The following is a 20,339-nucleotide window of genomic DNA, read 5'->3' on the forward strand; positions in this document are numbered from 1 at the left end:
CCTGTGATGTTTGAGACAAACGCCACTTATAACGCCATTAAAGAGATGCGCTCACGCAGTGAGGCGCTCAGGGGGTATCTTTGACTACGCTCACAAGAAAGAGCGCTTAGAAGAAGTTACTCGAGAACTCGAACAACCTGAAGTATGGGATGATCCGCCGAAGGCACAGAGTCTCGGCAAGGAACGCGCTGCGTTAGAGCAAGTCATCGAGACGCTCGACAACTTAGAGCAGGGGCTTGAGGATATCGAAGGGTTGGTTGATTTGGCTGTAGAAGCTGAAGATGAAACCACGTTCAATGAGGCAGAAGAAGAGCTAGAACAACTGTTAACGCAGCTTGAAGCGCTTGAATTCCGTCGTATGTTTTCGCGTGAAAATGACTCATCGGATTGCTACTTAGACATTCAGTCAGGCTCAGGTGGAACAGAAGCCCAAGACTGGGCCAATATGTTGTTGCGCATGTATTTGCGTTGGGCAGAAGCGCATGAGTTTAAAACCGAGATTACTGAGCTTTCAGAAGGCGAAGTGGCTGGCATTAAATCAGCTACCGTGCGCATCGCAGGCGAGTATGCGTATGGTTGGTTGCGTACCGAGACAGGCGTTCACCGCTTAGTACGTAAATCACCTTTTGACTCAGGTAACCGTCGGCATACGTCCTTCGCGTCGGTATTCATTTATCCGGAAGTCGATGACGACATCGAAATTGAAATCAACCCGGCTGATTTGCGAATTGACACGTATCGAGCGTCAGGTGCCGGTGGTCAGCACGTTAACCGTACCGATTCTGCCGTGCGTATTACGCATGAGCCAACGGGGATTGTGGTGCAGTGTCAAAGTGACCGTTCGCAACACAAAAACAAAGACTCAGCAATGAAGCAGTTAAAAGCAAAACTGTATGAGTTAGAGATTCAAAAACAGAACGAGGATAAGCAGGCACTCGAAGATTCAAAAGCTGATATCGGCTGGGGTAGCCAAATTCGTTCATATGTACTCGATGATGCGCGTATCAAGGATTTACGCACGGGTGTCGAGAATAGAAACACACAGGCAGTGCTAGATGGTGCGCTCGACCCATTTATCGAAGCCAGCTTAAAAAGCGGTCTGTAGCTAAGTTAAGTCGCGATAGTAACGTATTCGAAGAGGAAGCAAGATTATGACAGATAAGTCACAAACGCCGGAAGTTGATGTAAACGAACAAATCGCGCAACGAAAAGCGAAGTTGGCGGCGATTCGTGAGAAGGGCGTTGCCTTTCCTAATGATTTTCGCCGTGATTCACTTGCCGAAGAATTACACGCTCAGTATGACGACGCCGAAAAAGAGTCACTCGAGCAACAAGGTGTGCGTGTAAAAGTTGCCGGTCGTATGATGACGCGCCGTATTATGGGTAAAGCTAGCTTTGCAACCATTCAAGATATGTCGGGCAAAATTCAGCTTTATGTAGCGCGTGATAACCTGCCCGAAGGTTTTTACAACAGCGAGTTTAAAAAATGGGATTTAGGCGATATCGTCGGCGCCAGTGGTGTTTTGTTTAAGACGGGTACAGGTGAGCTTAGCGTACTTGTTGATGATGTGCGTTTGTTAACCAAAGCACTGCGCCCTCTACCGGATAAATTCCATGGGTTAGCGGATCAAGAAACGCGCTATCGCCAACGTTACCTTGATTTGATTACCAATGAAGAATCTCGTAACACTTTTCTCGTGCGTTCTCGCGTCATTGACTACATCCGTCGTTACCTCAACGAGCGTCAGTTCCTTGAAGTCGAAACACCGATGATGCAAACCATCCCTGGTGGTGCGTCTGCGCGCCCATTCTCAACTCACCATAACGCGCTAGACATGGAGCTTTTCCTGCGTATTGCACCGGAGCTCTACCTTAAGCGTTTAGTGGTCGGTGGCTTTGAGAAAGTGTTCGAAATTAACCGTAACTTCCGTAACGAGGGTCTATCGACGCGTCACAACCCTGAGTTCACCATGTTGGAGTTCTACTGGGGCTACGCAGATTACTTCGACTTAATGGATATGACGGAAGATATGCTGCGTGGTATCGCTCAAGACGTGTTGGGTTCAACCACCTTTGAAAGTGCCGGTGTCACTTATGATTTCGGCCAACGTTTTGAGCGCATGACGGTATTAGAGGCAATTATCAAGTATATGCCTGAAGTCACTGAAGAACAGCTCAATGACCGCGAACAAGCGACCGCTATTGCCGAGAAAGTCGGTGTTGAGGTTCAGTCCGCTTGGGGCTTAGGCAAAATTCAAATCGAAATTTTTGAAACGGTCGCTGAGCATCGTTTGATCCAACCAACGTTCATTACAGCTTATCCAGCCGAAGTGTCGCCGTTGGCGCGCCGTAACGATGACAACCCATTTGTCACCGACCGCTTTGAGTTCTTTGCGGGCGGACGTGAGTTAGCGAACGGCTTCTCGGAGCTGAATGATGCTGAAGATCAGGCGCAACGTTTCCGTGATCAAGTGGAAGCTAAAGAAGCGGGTGACGACGAAGCGATGTTCTACGATGAAGACTATGTCACTGCGTTGGAGCATGGTATGCCACCGACGGCGGGTGAGGGTATTGGTATCGATCGTTTGGTGATGCTGTTAACGGATTCATCGACCATCCGTGACGTGCTCTTATTCCCACATATGCGTCCTAAAGCAGATTAAGTCCAAAATAATCTAACAGCCACCCTTGTCGGGTGGCTTTTTTTTAGTCTACCATTTAATAAATTAGAAAAAAGAAACAAGGAACCGTTCTTTATTATTCAATTTTATTAAACGTTAGGTAATGGAGACTGAATGTACCATTTAGAGTTTGACACCCCGCTGGGTCACATGGTGGCGATGGCTAATGAAGCCCATTTGACGGGTCTTTACTATAAAGATCAGAAGAATGTGCCCGATTTGACCGAGTCGGTCGTCAATCATAAGCATCCTGTGTTGATGCAAACGCGAGCGCAATTAGAAGAGTATTTTGCTGGTTGCCGACAGAAGTTCAGTTTACCACTGCGCGTAAAAACCACTGATTTTCAAAACCAGGTGTTATCAACACTTCGCGATATCCGTCCTGGCGATACGCTGTCTTATAAGTGTATTGCGGAGCGTATCGGGCGTCCCAAAAGTGTTCGAGCAGTCGCTAATGCAGTGGCAAGAAATCCCTTTATTATCGTTATTCCTTGTCATCGAGTGATAGGTATCAAAGGCGAGTTGAGAGGGTTCTCGGCTGGAATTCATCGAAAGCAAGCGTTGATTGAGCGTGAGCAAAAATTAAGGGGCGAATAAATCGCCCCTTAATCGAATGAACCGTTAATCACTCCGTGATTAGTGGTCTTCACCGTCTGTGTGAACGTGACCGTGCTCAAGCTCTTGCTCGGTTGCGTCACGTACTTCAACAACTTCAACATCAAAGTTAAGGTTCACACCAGCGAGTGGGTGGTTACCGTCTACAGTGACTTCGTCGTCGTTAACTTCAACGATGATGACAGATTGGTCACCTTGGTCAGTGCTTGCACGGAACTGCATACCTGGCTGCACATCGTTTTCACCGAACAGGTTGCGTGGAACTGTTTGGATCAAACCTTCATGACGCTCACCGTATGCTTCTTCAGGACCGATTTCGGCAGTAAATTTCTCGCCGATTTCTTTACCTTCCAATGCATTTTCTAAACCTGGGATCAGCATGCCTCGGCCATGGATAAAGCTCAGTGGATTGCCTTCCTTAGACTGATCCAATGTTTGACCTTCAGCTGTCTTAACAGTGTAATGGATGGCGACCACTTTATTCGGGGCAATTGCTTCGCTCATAATAGTTAACCTAATTGATAAGGCAGTGTGTGTATTTCCAAGAGACTATCGTCGTCACCTTGCAAACGGAGCGGAGTACCTACCTCAATATCTATTGGTAATACCGCTAAACCATCCACTTGGGTGTCGGTACGATTCACTGCCATAATTATCGTACCTCCTCGACGCCAATTATCACTCACTTTCCGTTCAACCTGCGAGCCCGCCTTTACGGGGTTTTGTGCAGAACCGCTGACACGGAACAGTGCGCGTTTTTGTTTACCCAAGTAACGCATTCGGGCAACAGTCTCTTGGCCGATATAACAACCTTTCTTAAAATCAATTCCGTCCCACGCTTGCACATTAAGCATTTGTGGCACGAATTGTTGCGCAAGTTCACCAACGACCTGAGGGCGCACTCGTTCAATTTCAAGGGCATCCCACAATTTTTCGTCAGAATTGCACGTAATTTCTGTTCTATATACTAGCACGAACTGATGAGGTTCGCTGCCAACCTTGATTTGAGCCAATAACTCGCTTTCCTGTGGCGCGGCAAAATTGTCATGTTCGGTGGCTGCACCAACAAGGCAAATATCAGCGGTTTTGTCTTCAAAAGATACTTTATTAAACACACCGTATTTTTGAAACTGCGCCAGTGAAGCTGCCATTGCAGAGTGATTCATCACAAGCCAAAACTCATTATCTGCGTAGCAATAAAGCCAAAATACACTCAGCGTTTTACCTGTTGGCTCGCAGTGAGCTGAGAAACACACGTCACCGGGTTTTAAACCATTCAGGTTACAGGTCAGTTGCCCCTGAAGAAAACTGCGTGCATCGTCGCCGTTTACGGACAATACGCCATAGCGGGTTAACGGACATAACACCGTATCCTGTTCGGAAGCGTGCTCTGACATGACTTTGCTCATTTAAAAGGCTCCTTTAATTGCCATGTCATGCTAATATGAGGCTATTGAATTTGAATTCAAGGCTGGGAGTAAAAATGTTCACATTAAAGCAATCCGAAGAAGCATTAAAAGACAAGCGTCGGCTTAAATGGGCGTGTCGTCGTGGAATGCTCGAACTGGATGTGTTATTCGAACCCTTCGTTGACGAAGCTTATGACCATTTGAGCGATGACGACAAAGCGGTGTTTCGTCGCCTTGTTACCTGCGATGACCCGGATCTATTCGCTTGGTTCATGGGCCATAAACAATGTCCCGATGCGGAACTTCAGCGTATGGTTGATCTCATGCTGGCACGCGTTAAGGTCTAGTTTATGGTGCACTTGCAGTCCGGCGACAGACTGCTATCCGTCAGTGAAGATGCGCTGCAGTGGTGGGTCGACGGTGAACATTGGCAGGGCACGTTTGCCTGGCAGTGTCTTTTTAACACATGGTTGCTTATTCGGTTGACTCAAAAATCGACGCACGGCAAAAAGCAAACACTGTACTTTTGTTTTTATCGTAGGCAATTAACGCCGGCGCTTTGGTGTCAGCTCCGGCGTTGTCTTGAATGCCGTTTATAAGTGTTGCGGCACTAACTTGGTGGGCTTTGCGTTCGGGTCAAGATCTGGATAATCGAGCGTGTAATGCAACCCTCGACTTTCTTTTCGCGCAAGCGCACTGTGCACAATGAGCTCGGCAACTTGCACGAGGTTACGCAATTCAAGCAAGTTATTACTCACCTTAAAGTTACTGTAGTAGTCGTGTATTTCTTGCTGCAATAGCTGAATTCGATGCAACGCACGCTCTAGACGCTTGGTTGTTCTCACGATACCTACGTAATCCCACATGAACAGACGCAACTCGTGCCAGTTATGCTGAATAACGACTTCCTCGTCTGAATCACTGACTTGGCTGTCATCCCATGCAGGAAGATGATCCACCACCGGCGTTTCGTGGCTTTGCTCTAAAATATGTTGCGCAGCAGCGCGTGCGAATACTAAACACTCAAGTAACGAGTTACTCGCCATGCGGTTGGCACCATGAAGTCCTGTGTACGCAACTTCGCCTACGGCATATAAACGCGGCAGGTCAGTTTCGGCGTTGAGGTTAGTCGTAATCCCCCCACAGGTATAATGAGCCGCGGGAACCACAGGGATGGGCTGTTTACTCATATCAATGCCCAAACTGAGGCATTTTTCAAAAATAGTCGGGAAGTGGTGGCGCAGAAACGCCTCAGTTTGATGCGAAATATCCAAATACATGCAATCCGCACCTAAACGTTTCATTTCATAGTCGATTGCCCGCGCGACGACATCGCGTGGTGCCAACTCAGCAGCTTCGTGAAAGCTGTCCATAAAACGACTGCCGTCGGGGCGACGCAAGACCGCACCTTCGCCACGTAATGCTTCAGTCAGCAAAAAGCTTTGCGCATTAGGGTGATACAGGCAGGTTGGGTGAAATTGGTTAAATTCCATATTGGTAACACTACAACCCGCACGCCAAGCCATAGCAATCCCGTCACCGCTGGCAATATCGGGGTTACTGGTGTACTGGTATACCTTACTTGAACCGCCAGTAGCCAACACCACAAAGCGTGCGGCGGCCGTCTCGACGCGCTCGAGCTTGCGGTTCCACAAGTATGCGCCGTAGCAGCCAGGCTCGCGCTGGAGTCGACGCCCGGTAATCAGATCCACGGCATTAAAACGCTCAAGCACTTTAATATTGGGGTGCGCCAATACTTTGCTTTGTAATGTTGTTTGTACCGCTTTTCCGGTCGCATCAGCGGCGTGCAGAATACGTCGATGGCTGTGACCACCTTCCTGATTCAGGTGATAGGTAGGAGAATCTGCTTTTGATTCAACCTGATCGAAGCCTACGCCTTCATCAATCAACCATTGCAATGCTTCGCGTGCATTGCGTGTGGTAAACTCAACTGTCTCGCGCTCACACAAACCAGCGCCAGCAATGAGGGTATCTTCGACGTGGCTTTCAATACTGTCCGATTCGTCGAATACGGCCGCGATTCCACCTTGTGCATAATAGGTGGAGCCTTCGGTCAGTGGTCCTTTGCTAACAATAATCACTGAATGGTGGTCTGCTAGCTGCAGGGCGGTCGTCAGACCCGCTGCACCCGAACCAATGACAAGAACATCTGATTGATAATTTGCTGCAGGTTCCATAAAGTACTCATTAAGGATTTTGCTCGATTTTACGCAAACTGAAAATTTTTGCGAACTTTTTACGAGCACGGCGGTCAGAACTTACGAATACATGAGCCGCCAGTGCTATGTAGTGATTAGCAAGGGAGAAAAGGCTCGGATGAGCGAACAAATGACGGACCAACAGCTGGTCGAACGTGTACAAAAAGGTGATAACCGCGCATTCGACTTATTGGTGAAAAAATACCAACACAAAGTCATGAGCTTGATCTCCCGTTATGTGAAACAACAAGGTGATGTGGCAGACGTGGCGCAAGAGGCGTTTATAAAAGCTTACCGCGCGTTACCCAATTTTAGAGGCGAAAGTGCATTCTATACTTGGTTATATCGTATAGCCGTTAACACTGCGAAAAATCATCTAGTTTCACAAGGACGCAAGCCACCTGCATCAGATGTTGATGCAGAGGATGCAGAATATTATGAGGGTAGCGGCGCACTAAAGGATGCGGGGAGTCCCGAGCATCAGCTGTTAACGGATGAAATTCAAACGGTGGTGTTGCGCGCTATTGATGAATTACCAGAAGACCTTAAACGAGCAATCACATTGCGTGAAATAGAAGGTTTAGGGTACGAGGAAATCGCTGTCGAAATGGATTGCCCAATTGGTACGGTAAGATCCCGTATATTCAGGGCGAGAGAGGCTATCGACAGCCAATTAAAGCCGTTGCTAGAACGGTAATTAATAGAGGAATCTTTATGTCTAAAGCCCATTTATCCAACGACACGTTAGAGTCAGCAGACGACCGCCAAGAATATTGGTCGGCGTTGTTTGATAGTGAACAAGATGCTATCGAACAGGCGGACTTAGACGCGCAGTTGGAAGATGCAGAGCAAAGCGAACGGTGGTATCGGTACGGTGTCATTAGAAGCGCCATGAAAGGCGAGCTTAATCACAACGGTCCGTTAGATATTAGCGCTGCTGTCGCTGCTGAAATCGATGCAATGCCTGCTGCAAGTAATGAGGTTAAGTCAGACAATCTCGTGCAAGCGCATACGTCTTCACGTTCTGCCGCGGCGCGCAAAGCCGCGATGCGTTGGTTTAATCCAGTTGCAAAAGTAGCTGTTGCAGCAGGAGTGGCGGCGGTTGCGCTGGTGACAGTGCAGACCTATCAGACCCCCGGGGATGCATCAGGTGTTGATCAACCGTCCATTCTGACAAATCCTTTAGGTGCGCGTGAACCCGTGAGCTTTAGTCCAAATTCGACACCTGCGACTGCAACGCATCAAGCCGTTGAGCAGTCAATGCGACGCCAAGCACAATCGTATATGATTGATCATCAACAACAAATTATGATGTTGGGCGGTGAAGCGGTGAACGACGAAAATGATACTGAAGATGCTGAAAAAGTCAGTCAACAGGACCCACAATCGCCGCAGTAATTAAGGAATGGCTATGAAATTGGGTGTTTGGCTTATATCACTTACGCTGGCGTTGCTCTCGGCTTCGCCAGCGTTTGCACAACAAGAGCCGGAAAAGATATCGCACAGTGATGGTGTGCGTTGGTATAACTTTATGTCGGACGCGCTGAACGGGCGTAATTTCGAGGCATCGTTAGTCTACGTGGTGGGCGAACGTATTGAACCCTATCATTGGTTGCACGCCGTTGAACCTGATGGCGAACAACTCGAGTTAATTGTACAAATGAACGGCTCCGGATTTCGAGCCTTGAGGATCGGTGACCGTGTGTCACACTTTCATCCCGCAGCCCGCGATTATTCTCTCCGCGCAAGCTCAATCAATCATCTTATTCCGCCCGCGTTTAGCCAGAGCTTTGAGCAAATTCAAAGTTACTACCGTGTAGTGGCGGTCGGTGGTGCGCGAGTTTTGGACAGAAAAGCGCAGCATATTCGTCTCATCAGTAAACATGACAATCGGTTTGGCTTCTCCGTGTGGGTTGATCGTGATTCGGGCATGCCACTAAAGATGATGATGATGAATGAAGAAGGTGTCCCTATTGAACAAGTGCAGGTCACCAGTTTGGCGCTACGTCAAGATCCAAGCCCGCTGTTAGAAGAGCTTAAACGACTCTCTATGCCGCCGTTAATTCAACTTTCAACCCGCAGCCATCAAATGCAGACTGACATGCAACCGACATGGCAGCCCGAGGGGTTTCGGCTGGTTGACAAAAAACATCATCAGCTAGCGGTCGATAACACCCCAGTCGACCATTACTTGTTTACCGACGGTTTGACTGAATACTCAGTTTATATTGCGCCCCGTGGCTTAGAGCAAACAACGGCAATGAGTGTCGTGGGCAGCCAAAATTTGTATACTGAACCACGCAATGATGTGATAATTACGGTTGTGGGGCAGATACCCATACAAACGGCAAAACGCATTGTGGCAGAGGTACAGTGAATCATGAAAGAACTTGCACAAGTGGTGGCGGTCGATGGTCAGCGTGTGACTGTCTCGACGCAACTGAAAAGTGCGTGCTCTGGCTGTGAGCAGAACACCACCTGTGGCGCAGGTATTTTAAGCAAGGTGTTCTCTGATAGGCATTCAACCTTTGTAGTTAAAACCGAGTCACCTGTCGCCGTGGGTGAGTATGTTGAGTTATCGATTCCAGAACAGCAAGTGACACGTTTCGCGTTGTTACTTTATGGCTTGCCCGTGGTAACACTATTGCTGTTTGCAAGTGTGCTTACCTCACTCACTGCAATGACCGAGGGCTATATCATTCTACTCTCATTTTCTGGCTTTGCAGTCAGTTTTGTGGCTCTGCGTTTGTGGTTCCGCCTCCGAGATGTGCGCGTAAATCAGTTGCTCGTTGTGAGCACGCCCGCGCACCCCAGCCCGTGAAAACCGATAAATATCTTTAGTCTTGCCGCTAACATCGGTATGATCAGGCCAGTTTTGAATTTGCTTCGAGCCAAAGTTGCTCGCTGATTTTTTGTAGAGGTGTATCAATGCCGGATAAGGCGTTTAAGCAAAGTAATATCAGAAACTTTTCTATTATTGCGCACATTGACCATGGTAAGTCGACGTTATCAGACCGACTCATACAACATTGTGGCGGCTTGACCGATCGCGAAATGGCCGAGCAGGTGCTTGACTCCATGGATCTTGAGCGCGAGCGTGGTATTACGATTAAAGCGCAAAGTGTTACCTTGCACTACACTGCAAAAGACGGTGAAACCTACCAGTTGAACTTCATCGATACGCCAGGACACGTCGACTTCTCTTATGAAGTATCGCGTTCGCTGGCAGGCTGTGAAGGTGCGTTATTGGTGGTTGATGCGGCGCAAGGCGTAGAGGCACAGACGCTCGCTAACTGTTACACAGCGATCGATATGGATCTCGAAGTCGTTCCGGTTCTGAATAAAATTGATTTGCCACAAGCCGATGCCATGGGCGTTGCGCAGGAAATAGAAGATATCGTAGGTATCGAAGCGGTCGATGCGGTGCAATGTTCAGCAAAAACCGGTATCGGTATTGAAGAAGTACTTGAGCGTATTGTTAAACAAATTCCGCCGCCCAAGGGTAATGAAGACGACGCGTTACAGGCGCTGATTATCGACTCCTGGTTTGATAACTATCAAGGCGTTGTGTCATTGGTGCGTGTTAAAAACGGGACATTGCGCGCAGGCGATAAAATGACTGTGATGTCGACGGGGCAGTCACATCAAATTGATAAAGTCGGATTTTTTAATCCTAAGCCTCATGAAACGGGGGTGTTACATACCGGTGAAGTGGGTTTTGTTATTGCCGGCATTAAAGATATTTTGGGTGCGCCGGTCGGTGATACATTGACCAACACGCGTAACCCTGCAAAAGCACCAGTACCTGGTTTTAAGAAAGTAAAACCACAGGTATACGCGGGGATGTTTCCGATCAGTTCTGATGATTACGAGGCGTTTCGTGATGCCCTCGGTAAATTATCGCTAAACGACGCATCCTTGTTTTATGAGCCAGAGAACTCGGCTGCACTGGGCTTTGGTTTCCGTTGTGGTTTCTTAGGCATGCTACACATGGAAATCATTCAAGAGCGTCTTGAGCGCGAATATGACATTGATTTGATTACCACGGCGCCGACTGTAGTTTATGAAGTAGAAACCAAATCAGGCGATATCGTTAAAGTTGATAACCCGGTTAACTTGCCACCGGTAAACGATATCGAAACCATATTTGAGCCGATTGTTGAAGCCAACATTCTTGTGCCGCAAGAGTTTGTCGGTAACGTTATCACCCTGTGTGTCGAGAAACGTGGTATGCAAACCGCGATGAACTACCACGGCAAGCAAGTGGCTGTCACCTATGAAATGCCGATGGCCGAAGTGGTGATGGATTTCTTTGACCGACTCAAGTCTACCAGCCGCGGATATGCGTCACTGGACTATCATTTTAAGAAGTTCCAAGCCGCTGACATGGTGCGCGTTGATATCCTAATCAACGGCGATCGTGTTGATGCCTTAGCCTTGATTGTGCACCGTGAACATGCTGAGTCTCGAGGTCGCATGCTGGTGGATAAGATGCGTGAGCTGATCCCGCGGCAACAGTTTGATATCGCAATTCAGGCGACGATTGGTACGCATGTTATCGCTCGCTCGACCGTTAAGCAGTTGCGTAAGAACGTAACGGCCAAATGTTACGGCGGTGATATTAGTCGGAAGAAGAAACTACTGCAGAAGCAGAAAGAAGGTAAAAAGCGCATGAAGAACCTCGGTAACGTCGAAGTGCCGCAGGAAGCGTTTTTAGCAGTGTTAAAAGTAGGCAAATAGCGCTAAAAAGAGAACAATAAGGGAAACAGGCTGATGGCCAACTATTTTTCGATTATCTTAACGGTTGTAACGTTAATTGCTGGCGCATTGTGGTTATTTGATGCGCTCGTTTTAAAGAAGAAGCGAGCGGCAGGTGAGCCGCAAAATTCGATAACCGAGTTTGGCCAATCGGTCTTTCCCGTCCTTGCCATTATCCTTGTGGTTCGTACGTTTTTGTACGAACCTTTTCAAATTCCCTCAGGTTCAATGATGCCGACCTTGTTAAAAGGCGACTTCATTCTGGTTGAGAAATACGCATATGGTCTGCATGACCCCGTTTTTCAAAAAGAAATCGTCGAAACCGGAAAGCCTGAACGGGGTGACATTGCGGTCTTTAAATATCCGCTCGAGCCGAGTATTGACTATATTAAACGTGTGATTGGTCTGCCCGGTGACCGGATTATTTACCGCGATAAAAGTTTATATATTGAACCGAAGTGCAAAGCAGGCGAAAACTGCAACGCCATTCGAGTTGAAAATGTTATGGTTGATAACGCGCCTGTGTACTATTCTGGAGGTAGCGCGTTAACAACATATGAGGCAGATTTAGGGTCGGTCAAGCACCGTATCTTGTTGGATTCAAGAGTGAGTCCACGAGTGCCTTATTACTTTAAACAAGCAGGTACGCAGCCAACGGAGTTCGTAGTGCCAGAAGGGCATTACTTTGCCATGGGTGACAACCGAGACAACTCTGAGGACAGTCGCTATTGGGGCTTCGTTCCCGAGGAAAACCTCGTTGGTAAAGCGGTATTTATGTGGATGAGCTTTGAGATGGATCGCAGTAGCGAGAGTATTTTGCCGCAATGGGTGCCTACGGGAATAAGATTTGAGCGTTTAGGGAGTATTGAGTGAGTTTACCAAAACCACCGTTAACTCAGTTAGAACAAATAATTGGCTATCGATTTGAGCGTCAAAGTTTATTAAAGCAAGCATTAACGCATCGCAGTGCGCATGCGAACCACAACGAACGTCTAGAGTTTCTTGGCGATTCGATTCTCGGCGTGGTGATCGCCGAGGCCTTATTCAGTCGTTTTCCTAAAGTTGCGGAAGGCGATCTGAGTCGTATGCGCGCCGCTATTGTATGCGGGCGATCGTTGGCGCGATTAGGCAAAAAAAAGGGCTTAGGGGATTATTTATCCCTCGGTCAGGGCGAATTAAAAAGCGGCGGTTATCGACGTGAATCGATTTTAGCCGACGCGATGGAAGCGATTATCGGGGCGATATTTCTTGATAGCGACATGGACACGGTTAAGCAAGTCGTACTGGGATGGTTTGAAGAGCAATTAGAGACCATTAAGCCCGGTGCCAGCCAAAAAGATCCAAAAACACGCTTACAAGAATGGTTACAAGCACGCCAGCAACCGTTGCCAGAATATGATGTGATGGCGACGCAGGGTCAAGCACACAACCAACAGTTTACCGTTACCTGCACCATCGAAGGACTCCCAGAACCGCTATTAGGCACGGGAACCAGCCGTAGAAAGGCTGAGCAAGCAGCGGCAACGTCCGCATTAGAACAGTTACAGGTATCTTGATGAATCTAGATGATATGCTCAATAACGCCTTAGGTGGCGCTGGGCAAATTGATGAGAATAAGCAGTGCGGCTTTGTCGCAATTGTTGGTCGACCCAATGTCGGTAAATCGACCATGCTGAACCGTATACTGGGCCAAAAGGTCAGTATTACGTCGAACAAGCCACAGACAACGCGACACCGTATTTTAGGTGTTGATACCGAGGGTGATTATCAAACCGTTTACGTTGATACGCCAGGCATGCATCTTGAAGAACCTCGGGCGATTAACCGTGTCATGAATCAAACCGCATCATCGGCGCTCAAAGACGTCGACTTGATTTTGTTTGTCGTCGAGAACACACGCTGGAACGATGATGATGTCATGGTGTTGGAAAAGCTGAAAAACACTCAGACGCCGATTGTCCTTGTGGTGAATAAAGTTGATCAAATAAAAGACAAAAATAAGTTGTTGCCACACCTACAATGGTTAAGCCAACAACTCAGCGTAAAAGAAATTATTCCTGTCTCGGCAAAAACCGGCGACAACTTAGAGCCTTTGCGCGATATCGTTAAAGGCTTTTTGCAAAGTGGCTATCACTTTTATCCAGCCGATTATGTAACCGATCGCTCGGTACGCTTTATGACAGCCGAGATTATCCGCGAGAAGTTGATGCGCTTTACCGGCGAAGAGCTACCCTACGAAACGACGGTTGAGATTGAACAGTTTGGTCAATCTGAACGTGGCACGCATCATATCCACGCATTGATCTTAGTCGAACGCGAAGCTCAAAAGCGGATGGTGATTGGTGAGAAGGGTCAAAAGCTGAAGACCATCGGTACCGAGGCTCGTAAAGACCTTGAACGTCTGCTTAACAATAAAGTGTTATTAAAGCTTTGGGTTAAAGTAAAGTCGGGCTGGTCAGATGACGAACGTGCGCTGAAGAGCCTAGGCTACCGAGAGGACTAGCGAGCGATGCAACCAGCGTTTGTATTACATCGCTGGGATTACCAAGAGACCAGCCTCATTATTGACTGCTTTAGTCAGGAGGAGGGTCGCGTTCGCTTGCTAGCGAAGGGCGCTAAACGCAAGAACTCCAGTTGGAAAGGCGTTTTGCAACCTTTTATCCCGCTTAACGTGCAATGGGGCGGTCGTGGCGAGCTCAAGACCTTGACTCACGCCGACGCCTTGTCTCAAAGCTACGATCTGCGCAGTGATTTTCTTTACAGTGGTTTTTACATCAACGAGCTATTACAGCGCGTGCTACCACAACAGGTTGCTGTGCCAGGGCTGTTTGAATGTTACCCCCTCATTTTGCAGCGCCTTGCCGATAAATACCCTATTGAATCCACCTTGCGCTGGTTTGAATGGCAGTTGCTTGATGAACTGGGGAGTGTGTTTGAGTGGCCGCAAGTCGAACACAAACAGGTGCTACCCGACACTTTATTTTTTCGTGGTGGTAGTGGGTTTAGTGCCGACTATATTGATAGCGATTGCGTCACCATACGGCGCGATGAAGCCATTGAGCTTGGGCAATTAGACTGGCTCAATGATCCACTTTCAGACCAGCAACGATACAATCTTAAACGCATTATGCGTCACGCGTTAGCACCTTTTATTGGTGACAAGCCGCTGCGCGCACGCGCGTTATTTAAACGTTAGGAGTCACGATGAAAAATATTCGTTTAGGCGTCAATATCGATCACGTCGCCACCGTGCGCAACGCGCGTGGTGTGAGTTACCCTGACCCGGTCACCGCGGCTGCGATTGCAGAGCAGGCGGGTGCTGATGGCATCACCATCCATTTGCGCGAGGACCGTCGTCACATTACCGATCGCGATGTCGCACTGTTGCGCCAAACACTCAACGTACCGATGAACCTCGAAATGGCGTGCACTGACGAGATGATCGGGATCGCGCTGGAGACCCAACCGACATACTGTTGTCTTGTGCCAGAAAAGCGCGAAGAGCTTACCACCGAGGGGGGCTTGGATGTTGCCGGTCAACAACAACGCATTACCGCGGCTGTTGATCAGCTCGCGAATGCAGGCATTCAAGTCTCACTGTTTATTGACCCTAATCATGCGCAAATCGATGCGGCAAAGGCAACTGGAGCGCCAATTGTTGAACTGCACACCGGTGCTTACGCGGAAGCTGAGACTGAACAGCAGCGCGATCGCGAGTTTGCGTTAATTGCACAGGCAGCCGCTTATGCCGAGAAACAGGGTTTGCAGGTCAATGTGGGGCATGGACTTCACTATCACAACACCCTTGAGATCGCACAAATTCCGCAAGTCGTTGAGTTGAATATAGGCCACTCAATTATTGCGCGTGCTGTACTCGTTGGCTTAGATCGCGCAGTACGTGACATGAAGGCGATTTTAGAGCGCGCTCGCTAATGGCAATTTACGGCATAGGTACAGACATGATTGCGGTGGCACGAGTGGAAAAATCACTTGCGCGCGGCAACGGCTTGGTGAAGCGGGTGTTAACCGAGTACGAACAGGCAGTGTGGACTGAACACCGTGCTCCAGCCGATTTCTTAGCCAAACGGTTTGCTGCCAAAGAGGCCTGCGCTAAGGCGTTTGGTACCGGCATTGCGCAGGGATTATCGTTCCAACATATGGAAGTGCGTAATAATGCGTTAGGCCGTCCCGAGTGGGTGTTCTATGAGCAAGCAAAACAATGGTGTGAGCAACAGGGTATTGCCCGTGCTCATTTAAGTATCAGTGATGATAGTGGTTTTGCTATCGCAACAGTAATTTTAGAAACGGATAGCTAAACAATGGCGCAGTTTTTTAAGCCCCCATCTCGACGTACTAAGACAGTTTCTTCCCAAGTTCTGAGTGGCACTGCTGATGCACTTGATCATCAGGGACGTGGCGTCATTCGAGTTGCTCATGGCGGTAAAAGCCGCACCTACTTTGTGCCGCAGGTACTGCCAGGCGAAACAGTACGTTTTAAGGTGACCGGACAACAAAATACCACCTTGGTTGCGCGTGAAAACGAGGCGCCAGAGCGGCGGTCAGCACCGTGTCCGTATTATGCCCAGTGCGGTGGCTGTGACTTGCAGCATCTGGATGAAGACTCGCAACGACAGCACAAGCAGCGCGTGGTCAGCGAGCTATTCACAAAAATGGCCGGGATGAATACGGAGTTACCCTGGCAACCTACGTTGACCGGTGATGACTGGCACTATCGCCGCAAGGCACGCTTAGCCATTTATCAGCGCTCGACCGCGCAACCCATGCACTTGGGTTTTCGCGCCCGAGCCAGTAAACACATTGTTGATATTCCTCAGTGTGCAGTGCTCGACAGTACGCTTAATCGACTGCTAGCAGAATTTCGCCAGCTCATCGAAACCGCACAACTAGGGCCGCACTTGGGTCATGTCGAGCTGATTAAAGCGCCGCTGGCGCAATTATGCTTACGAATCACGCGTTCGCTCAGTGGCGAGCAAACGCAAGCGCTACACGATTTTGCGGCACGTCACCAATGCGCACTGTGGCTGGATGACGGCGAGCAGTTAAATTCATTGACGGACACTCAGGCGTGTCATGATACGACGCTGGATGGTGATCGATTGGTGTTTATGCCTGGCGACTTTATTCAGGTTAACCCGAAAGTGAACCAACAAATGGTGGCGCAGGCATTGGCGTGGCTCGCACCGCAAGCGGGCGATGAGGTGCTTGACCTATTTGCTGGTATTGGTAACTTCACACTACCTTTGGCGCGCCGTGCGAAGTCGGTCACCGCCGTCGAAGGGGTTACTCAGATGACACAGCAATTAGCGGCAAATGCTAAGGCGGCTGATATCCATAATGTGAACGCGCAGACATTTGATTTAAGTACCGAGCATGTGGGTCGGTTGCTGAAAAAAGGCTTTCAACGCATTTTACTCGACCCAGCACGAGCTGGGGCAGAAGCTGTCTGTCAGATGATTGCTGCGTTGCCTGTCGACAAAAAACCTGAACATATCGTGTATGTATCTTGTGCGCCCAATACCCTTGCGCGAGACAGCCGCTGGCTTCTGGATAACGGTTACCAGATGACACACATCAGTTTAGTTGACATGTTTGTTCAAACACATCACATTGAAACAATGGTGAGCTTCAAAAAGGTAGTATAAAGTCATGGTCCATGTTCGCAGTACACATGTTGATGATCCGCAATATCAGGACGCGGCTCAACACTGGTTAGTCAGTGTCAAAGATGTCAGCACACTGGAAGATACCGCGAACATGCTAACAAGTCGCTATCCGGAATATGCTGACGCCTTGCTCAAAGGCAAAGAGATGGTGGAAATTCTAGCACCACTTAACCTCGATACCGAATCGTTGTTAGCCGCGCTCTATGCCCCCTTAGTGGATAAAGCCAAGCTCAGTATTGATGATTTACCGATTCAGCGTTCACTGAAGGTGCTGCTGAGTAACGTGCAACAGATGCAAAGCATCTCTGAGCTGCAGTCTTTTCAACATGGCCAACCTGATGGCGCGCAAATCGATAACGTACGTCGTATGTTATTGTCGATGGTCGAAGACGTTCGCGCCGTTCTAATCAAGCTTGCGGAGCGTATCTGCTTCTTGCGAGAAGTCAAAAGCGCCGATGAAGAAACACGCGTACTCGCGGCTAAGGAGTGCGCGGAAATCTACGCACCTCTTGCAAATCGCCTAGGCATCGGCCAGCTCAAATGGGAGCTGGAAGATATTGCGTTTCGCTACTTGCACCCTAAAACGTATAAAAGTATTGCCCAGCAACTTGATGAGCGGCGGCTCGACCGGGAAAGTTATATCCATGACTTTGTCGAAAATTTGCAAAGCGCGCTAAAAGAGCAAGCAATAGAGGCGGATGTTTATGGTCGCCCTAAGCACATCTTTTCGATCTGGCGCAAAATGCAGAAAAAGCACCTAAGCTTTGAGCAGTTGTTTGATATTCGTGCCGTGCGCATTTTGACGCACTCGTTAAAAGACTGTTATGCCGCGCTAGGTGTTGTGCATTCGCGTTGGCGGCACTTAGCCTCGGAGTTTGATGACTACGTCGCCACACCCAAACCAAACGGCTACCAATCGATTCACACCGTGGTGGTGGGGCCGGATAATAAGAACGTTGAGATTCAAATCCGTAGTCATGAAATGCATGACGATGCTGAGCTCGGTGTCGCGGCTCATTGGATGTATAAAGAGGGCGCGCAAGCGGGTAAACGGCACGGCTTTGAAGAAAAAATTGCATGGTTACGCAAACTGTTGGCGTGGCATGAAGACATGGCGGGTAGCGACTCGTTAGTCGAAGAGATACGTTCACAAGTATTCGAAGACCGCGTGTACGTGTTTACCCCTAAAGGTGAGGTCATTGATTTACCCGCGGGCTCGACACCGCTCGACTTCGCCTATTACATTCATAGTCAGGTGGGTCACCGCTGTGTCGGTGCAAAAATTGATGGGCGTATCGTGCCGTTCACCTACCAACTACAAAACGGTGACAAAGTCGAAATACTGACACAAAAAAATGCCCAGCCGCGCCGTGACTGGTTAAATCCACAAATGGGCTATCTGCACTCGTCTCGTGCCCGTAGCAAAGTACACACGTACTTTAAAAAGCAAGACCGTGATAAGAATTTGCAGGCGGGTAAAGAACTGTTAGAGCAAGAGCTTAGCAAACATAATTTACCGTTAAACGAGGCGAATAAGGCGCTCGAGCGGTTTAATGTCGCGCATTTAGATGATCTGTTGGCGGCGATAGGCGCGGGTGATGTTCGTCTGCACCAAGTAGTTAACTTCTTAAAGCCCGCACCGAGTGAGGAACAGCAGCTCGCACGTATTAAAAAGCGCAGTGCACAATCAAGTAAACCGCTAGGTGGGACATCGGAAGTCACCATCGAAGGTATTGGTAACTTGATGATGCAATTCGCACGCTGTTGCCAGCCTATACCGGGTGAGTCCATTCGCGGCTTCATCACGCAAGGGCGTGGGGTGTCGGTGCATCGACAGGATTGCGAGCAACTACAGCATTTACTGTCACAACACCCCGAGCGCGGTATCGAAGTGTCATGGTCTGATCGCACACAGAAAGAATATCGCGCATCGGTACGTATTTCCGCACTGGATCGCAATGGTCTGTTGCACGATATTACCAGTGTATTGGCAAACGAAAAGGCAGCGGTTTTGCAAATGGACAGTGAGTCTGATGCGCAATCCCAGTCTGCCACTATTTGGCTTAAGTTAGCGGTTAAAAACAATCAGGCGTTGCAAAAAATCATACAGCACTTACGTCAATTACCAGGCATTGAACAAGTACAAAGGAGTTAGGTGGTATGCAAGCAGTGGGCATCGAAGCACTCAAACAGGTCATGCAGCAGTTACGCGATAAGCAACACGGCTGTCCGTGGGATCTTAAGCAAACATTTGAGTCATTGCTGCCCTATACCATCGAAGAGACCTATGAGGTGGTCGACGCGATTAACAGCGGCGAGCGCGCGGCGATGAAAGATGAACTCGGCGACCTGTTGTTTCAAGTGGTGTTTTATGCGCAGCTTGGCGAGGAAGAGGGTAGCTTTGACTTTGATGCAATTGCTCAACATACCGCAGATAAGCTAATACGACGTCATCCCCATGTATTTGAGCAAACCGAAGGTGCTTTATCCGATGCCGAGATTAAGCAGCAATGGGAAGCGATTAAACAGCAGGAGCGTAAAAGCCAACACGCCGATACCGTATTTAAGGATATTCCGAGCCAACTACCGAGCGTACTTAAGGCCGCTAAAATTCAAAAACGGGCCGCCTCGGTAGGCTTTGACTGGACTGAAGAAGAACCGATTTATGCCAAGGTTCAAGAGGAAATCGAAGAGGTGCGCTCAGCAGAGAACGATGATCACCTCGAGGAAGAAATCGGTGACTTATTATTTGCTGTTATTAATCTTGCACGCCATAAGCAGGTTAATCCCGAGCGCGCCTTGCAGCGTGCTAATAATAAATTTATACAACGTTTTCAGGCGATTGAACAGACCCTTCGCGCACGTGAGCAAGCCGCTGATGAGTTGAGCTTAGAACAGCTAGAAGCGCTTTGGCAAGAGGTTAAATCAACGCAAAAGTGATGCTTTTGTTTGTAGAAATGGGCGCGCTTAGGT

Annotated in this window: 22 protein-coding genes; 19 read left to right on the top strand and 3 right to left on the bottom strand. The window is 48.6% G+C overall.

What is annotated here, in order from left to right; all coding sequences use genetic code 11:
• Positions 1-6: 6 nt before the first annotated feature.
• The 3 genes from prfB (at position 7) to DFP83_RS01845 (ending at position 3,278) form a co-directional block, all read left to right on the top strand.
• Positions 7-1,105, top strand: a protein-coding gene (gene prfB / locus DFP83_RS01835) for a peptide chain release factor 2 (RefSeq protein ID WP_110572585.1) whose coding sequence is annotated in 2 segments (ribosomal slippage) — positions 7-81 and positions 83-1,105 — 1,098 coding nt in all. Because the reading frame shifts where the segments join, the coding sequence is not laid out codon by codon here.
• A gap of 46 nt (positions 1,106-1,151) precedes the next feature.
• Positions 1,152-2,663, top strand: a complete 1,512-nt coding sequence (lysS, locus tag DFP83_RS01840) for a lysine--tRNA ligase (RefSeq protein ID WP_110572587.1) — start codon at positions 1,152-1,154, stop codon at positions 2,661-2,663.
• 132 nt (positions 2,664-2,795) lie between these two features.
• Positions 2,796-3,278: a methylated-DNA--[protein]-cysteine S-methyltransferase gene (locus tag DFP83_RS01845; protein ID WP_110572589.1), complete on the top strand. Its 483-nt coding sequence runs from the start codon at positions 2,796-2,798 to the stop codon at positions 3,276-3,278.
• Positions 3,279-3,317: 39 nt separating this feature from the next.
• On the opposite strand, the gene DFP83_RS01850 is transcribed toward DFP83_RS01845, so the two are convergent.
• Positions 3,318-3,800, bottom strand: coding sequence for an FKBP-type peptidyl-prolyl cis-trans isomerase (locus DFP83_RS01850; RefSeq protein ID WP_110572592.1), 483 nt, complete (start codon positions 3,798-3,800; stop codon positions 3,318-3,320).
• 5 nt (positions 3,801-3,805) lie between these two features.
• Positions 3,806-4,705, bottom strand: a complete 900-nt coding sequence (gene ygfZ / locus DFP83_RS01855) for a CAF17-like 4Fe-4S cluster assembly/insertion protein YgfZ (RefSeq protein ID WP_110572594.1) — start codon at positions 4,703-4,705, stop codon at positions 3,806-3,808.
• A gap of 74 nt (positions 4,706-4,779) precedes the next feature.
• Between ygfZ and DFP83_RS01860 the strand changes: the two genes are divergently transcribed.
• Together DFP83_RS01860 and DFP83_RS01865 are read left to right on the top strand one after the other, a co-directional pair.
• The gene (locus DFP83_RS01860) at positions 4,780-5,052 is read left to right on the top strand and encodes an FAD assembly factor SdhE (RefSeq protein ID WP_110572596.1); all 273 of its coding nucleotides are present in this window, start codon (positions 4,780-4,782) and stop codon (positions 5,050-5,052) included.
• Between the two features lie 3 nt (positions 5,053-5,055).
• Positions 5,056-5,304: a hypothetical protein gene (locus tag DFP83_RS01865; protein WP_110572598.1), complete on the top strand. Its 249-nt coding sequence runs from the start codon at positions 5,056-5,058 to the stop codon at positions 5,302-5,304.
• Here DFP83_RS01865 and nadB read toward each other — a convergent pair.
• On the bottom strand, positions 5,299-6,903 hold the full coding sequence (nadB, locus tag DFP83_RS01870; RefSeq protein WP_110572600.1) for an L-aspartate oxidase: 1,605 nt from the start codon (positions 6,901-6,903) through the stop codon (positions 5,299-5,301). The genes DFP83_RS01865 and nadB overlap by 6 nt on opposite strands.
• A 139-nt stretch (positions 6,904-7,042) precedes the next feature.
• Here nadB and rpoE point away from each other — a divergent pair, with 139 nt between their 5' ends.
• The 14 genes from rpoE (at position 7,043) to mazG (ending at position 20,306) form a co-directional block, all read left to right on the top strand.
• Complete coding sequence (gene rpoE / locus DFP83_RS01875) at positions 7,043-7,621, top strand: RNA polymerase sigma factor RpoE (RefSeq protein ID WP_110572602.1); 579 nt, start codon at positions 7,043-7,045, stop codon at positions 7,619-7,621.
• Positions 7,622-7,638: 17 nt separating this feature from the next.
• Positions 7,639-8,322 carry a sigma-E factor negative regulatory protein gene (locus DFP83_RS01880; RefSeq protein WP_110572604.1) on the top strand — a complete coding sequence of 228 codons (684 nt, stop codon included), beginning with the start codon at positions 7,639-7,641 and terminating at the stop codon, positions 8,320-8,322.
• 13 nt (positions 8,323-8,335) lie between these two features.
• A complete protein-coding gene (locus DFP83_RS01885; RefSeq protein ID WP_181416350.1) occupies positions 8,336-9,301 on the top strand; it encodes a MucB/RseB C-terminal domain-containing protein in 966 nt (321 codons plus the stop codon).
• A gap of 3 nt (positions 9,302-9,304) precedes the next feature.
• A complete protein-coding gene (locus tag DFP83_RS01890) occupies positions 9,305-9,745 on the top strand; it encodes a SoxR reducing system RseC family protein (RefSeq protein ID WP_110572608.1) in 441 nt (146 codons plus the stop codon).
• Positions 9,746-9,852: 107 nt separating this feature from the next.
• Positions 9,853-11,664, top strand: a complete 1,812-nt coding sequence (gene lepA, locus DFP83_RS01895) for a translation elongation factor 4 (protein ID WP_110572610.1) — start codon at positions 9,853-9,855, stop codon at positions 11,662-11,664.
• Between the two features lie 33 nt (positions 11,665-11,697).
• Positions 11,698-12,555, top strand: coding sequence for a signal peptidase I (lepB, locus tag DFP83_RS01900; RefSeq protein ID WP_110572612.1), 858 nt, complete (start codon positions 11,698-11,700; stop codon positions 12,553-12,555).
• Complete coding sequence (rnc, locus tag DFP83_RS01905) at positions 12,552-13,238, top strand: ribonuclease III (RefSeq protein ID WP_110572614.1); 687 nt, start codon at positions 12,552-12,554, stop codon at positions 13,236-13,238. Before lepB ends, rnc begins: the two co-directional genes overlap by 4 nt.
• Complete coding sequence (gene era / locus DFP83_RS01910; protein ID WP_420843776.1) at positions 13,238-14,185, top strand: GTPase Era; 948 nt, start codon at positions 13,238-13,240, stop codon at positions 14,183-14,185. The genes rnc and era overlap by 1 nt, the downstream gene beginning before the upstream one ends.
• Before the next feature lie 6 nt (positions 14,186-14,191).
• Positions 14,192-14,878, top strand: a complete 687-nt coding sequence (gene recO / locus DFP83_RS01915) for a DNA repair protein RecO (RefSeq protein WP_110572616.1) — start codon at positions 14,192-14,194, stop codon at positions 14,876-14,878.
• An 8-nt stretch (positions 14,879-14,886) separates the two neighbouring features.
• The gene (gene pdxJ, locus DFP83_RS01920) at positions 14,887-15,615 is read left to right on the top strand and encodes a pyridoxine 5'-phosphate synthase (protein ID WP_110572618.1); all 729 of its coding nucleotides are present in this window, start codon (positions 14,887-14,889) and stop codon (positions 15,613-15,615) included.
• Positions 15,615-15,998, top strand: coding sequence for a holo-ACP synthase (gene acpS, locus DFP83_RS01925; RefSeq protein WP_110572619.1), 384 nt, complete (start codon positions 15,615-15,617; stop codon positions 15,996-15,998). Before pdxJ ends, acpS begins: the two co-directional genes overlap by 1 nt.
• A 3-nt stretch (positions 15,999-16,001) precedes the next feature.
• A complete protein-coding gene (rlmD, locus tag DFP83_RS01930; RefSeq protein WP_110572621.1) occupies positions 16,002-17,345 on the top strand; it encodes a 23S rRNA (uracil(1939)-C(5))-methyltransferase RlmD in 1,344 nt (447 codons plus the stop codon).
• 4 nt (positions 17,346-17,349) lie between these two features.
• Positions 17,350-19,521: a GTP diphosphokinase gene (gene relA, locus DFP83_RS01935; RefSeq protein ID WP_110572623.1), complete on the top strand. Its 2,172-nt coding sequence runs from the start codon at positions 17,350-17,352 to the stop codon at positions 19,519-19,521.
• Positions 19,522-19,526: 5 nt separating this feature from the next.
• Entirely contained in the window at positions 19,527-20,306 is a 780-nt protein-coding gene (mazG, locus tag DFP83_RS01940) for a nucleoside triphosphate pyrophosphohydrolase (protein WP_110572625.1), read from the top strand.
• Positions 20,307-20,339: the final 33 nt, after the last annotated feature.

Origin of the sequence: Idiomarina fontislapidosi, from assembly GCF_003226255.1 — a bacterium.
In the GTDB taxonomy this organism is placed as follows: domain Bacteria; phylum Pseudomonadota; class Gammaproteobacteria; order Enterobacterales; family Alteromonadaceae; genus Idiomarina; species Idiomarina fontislapidosi.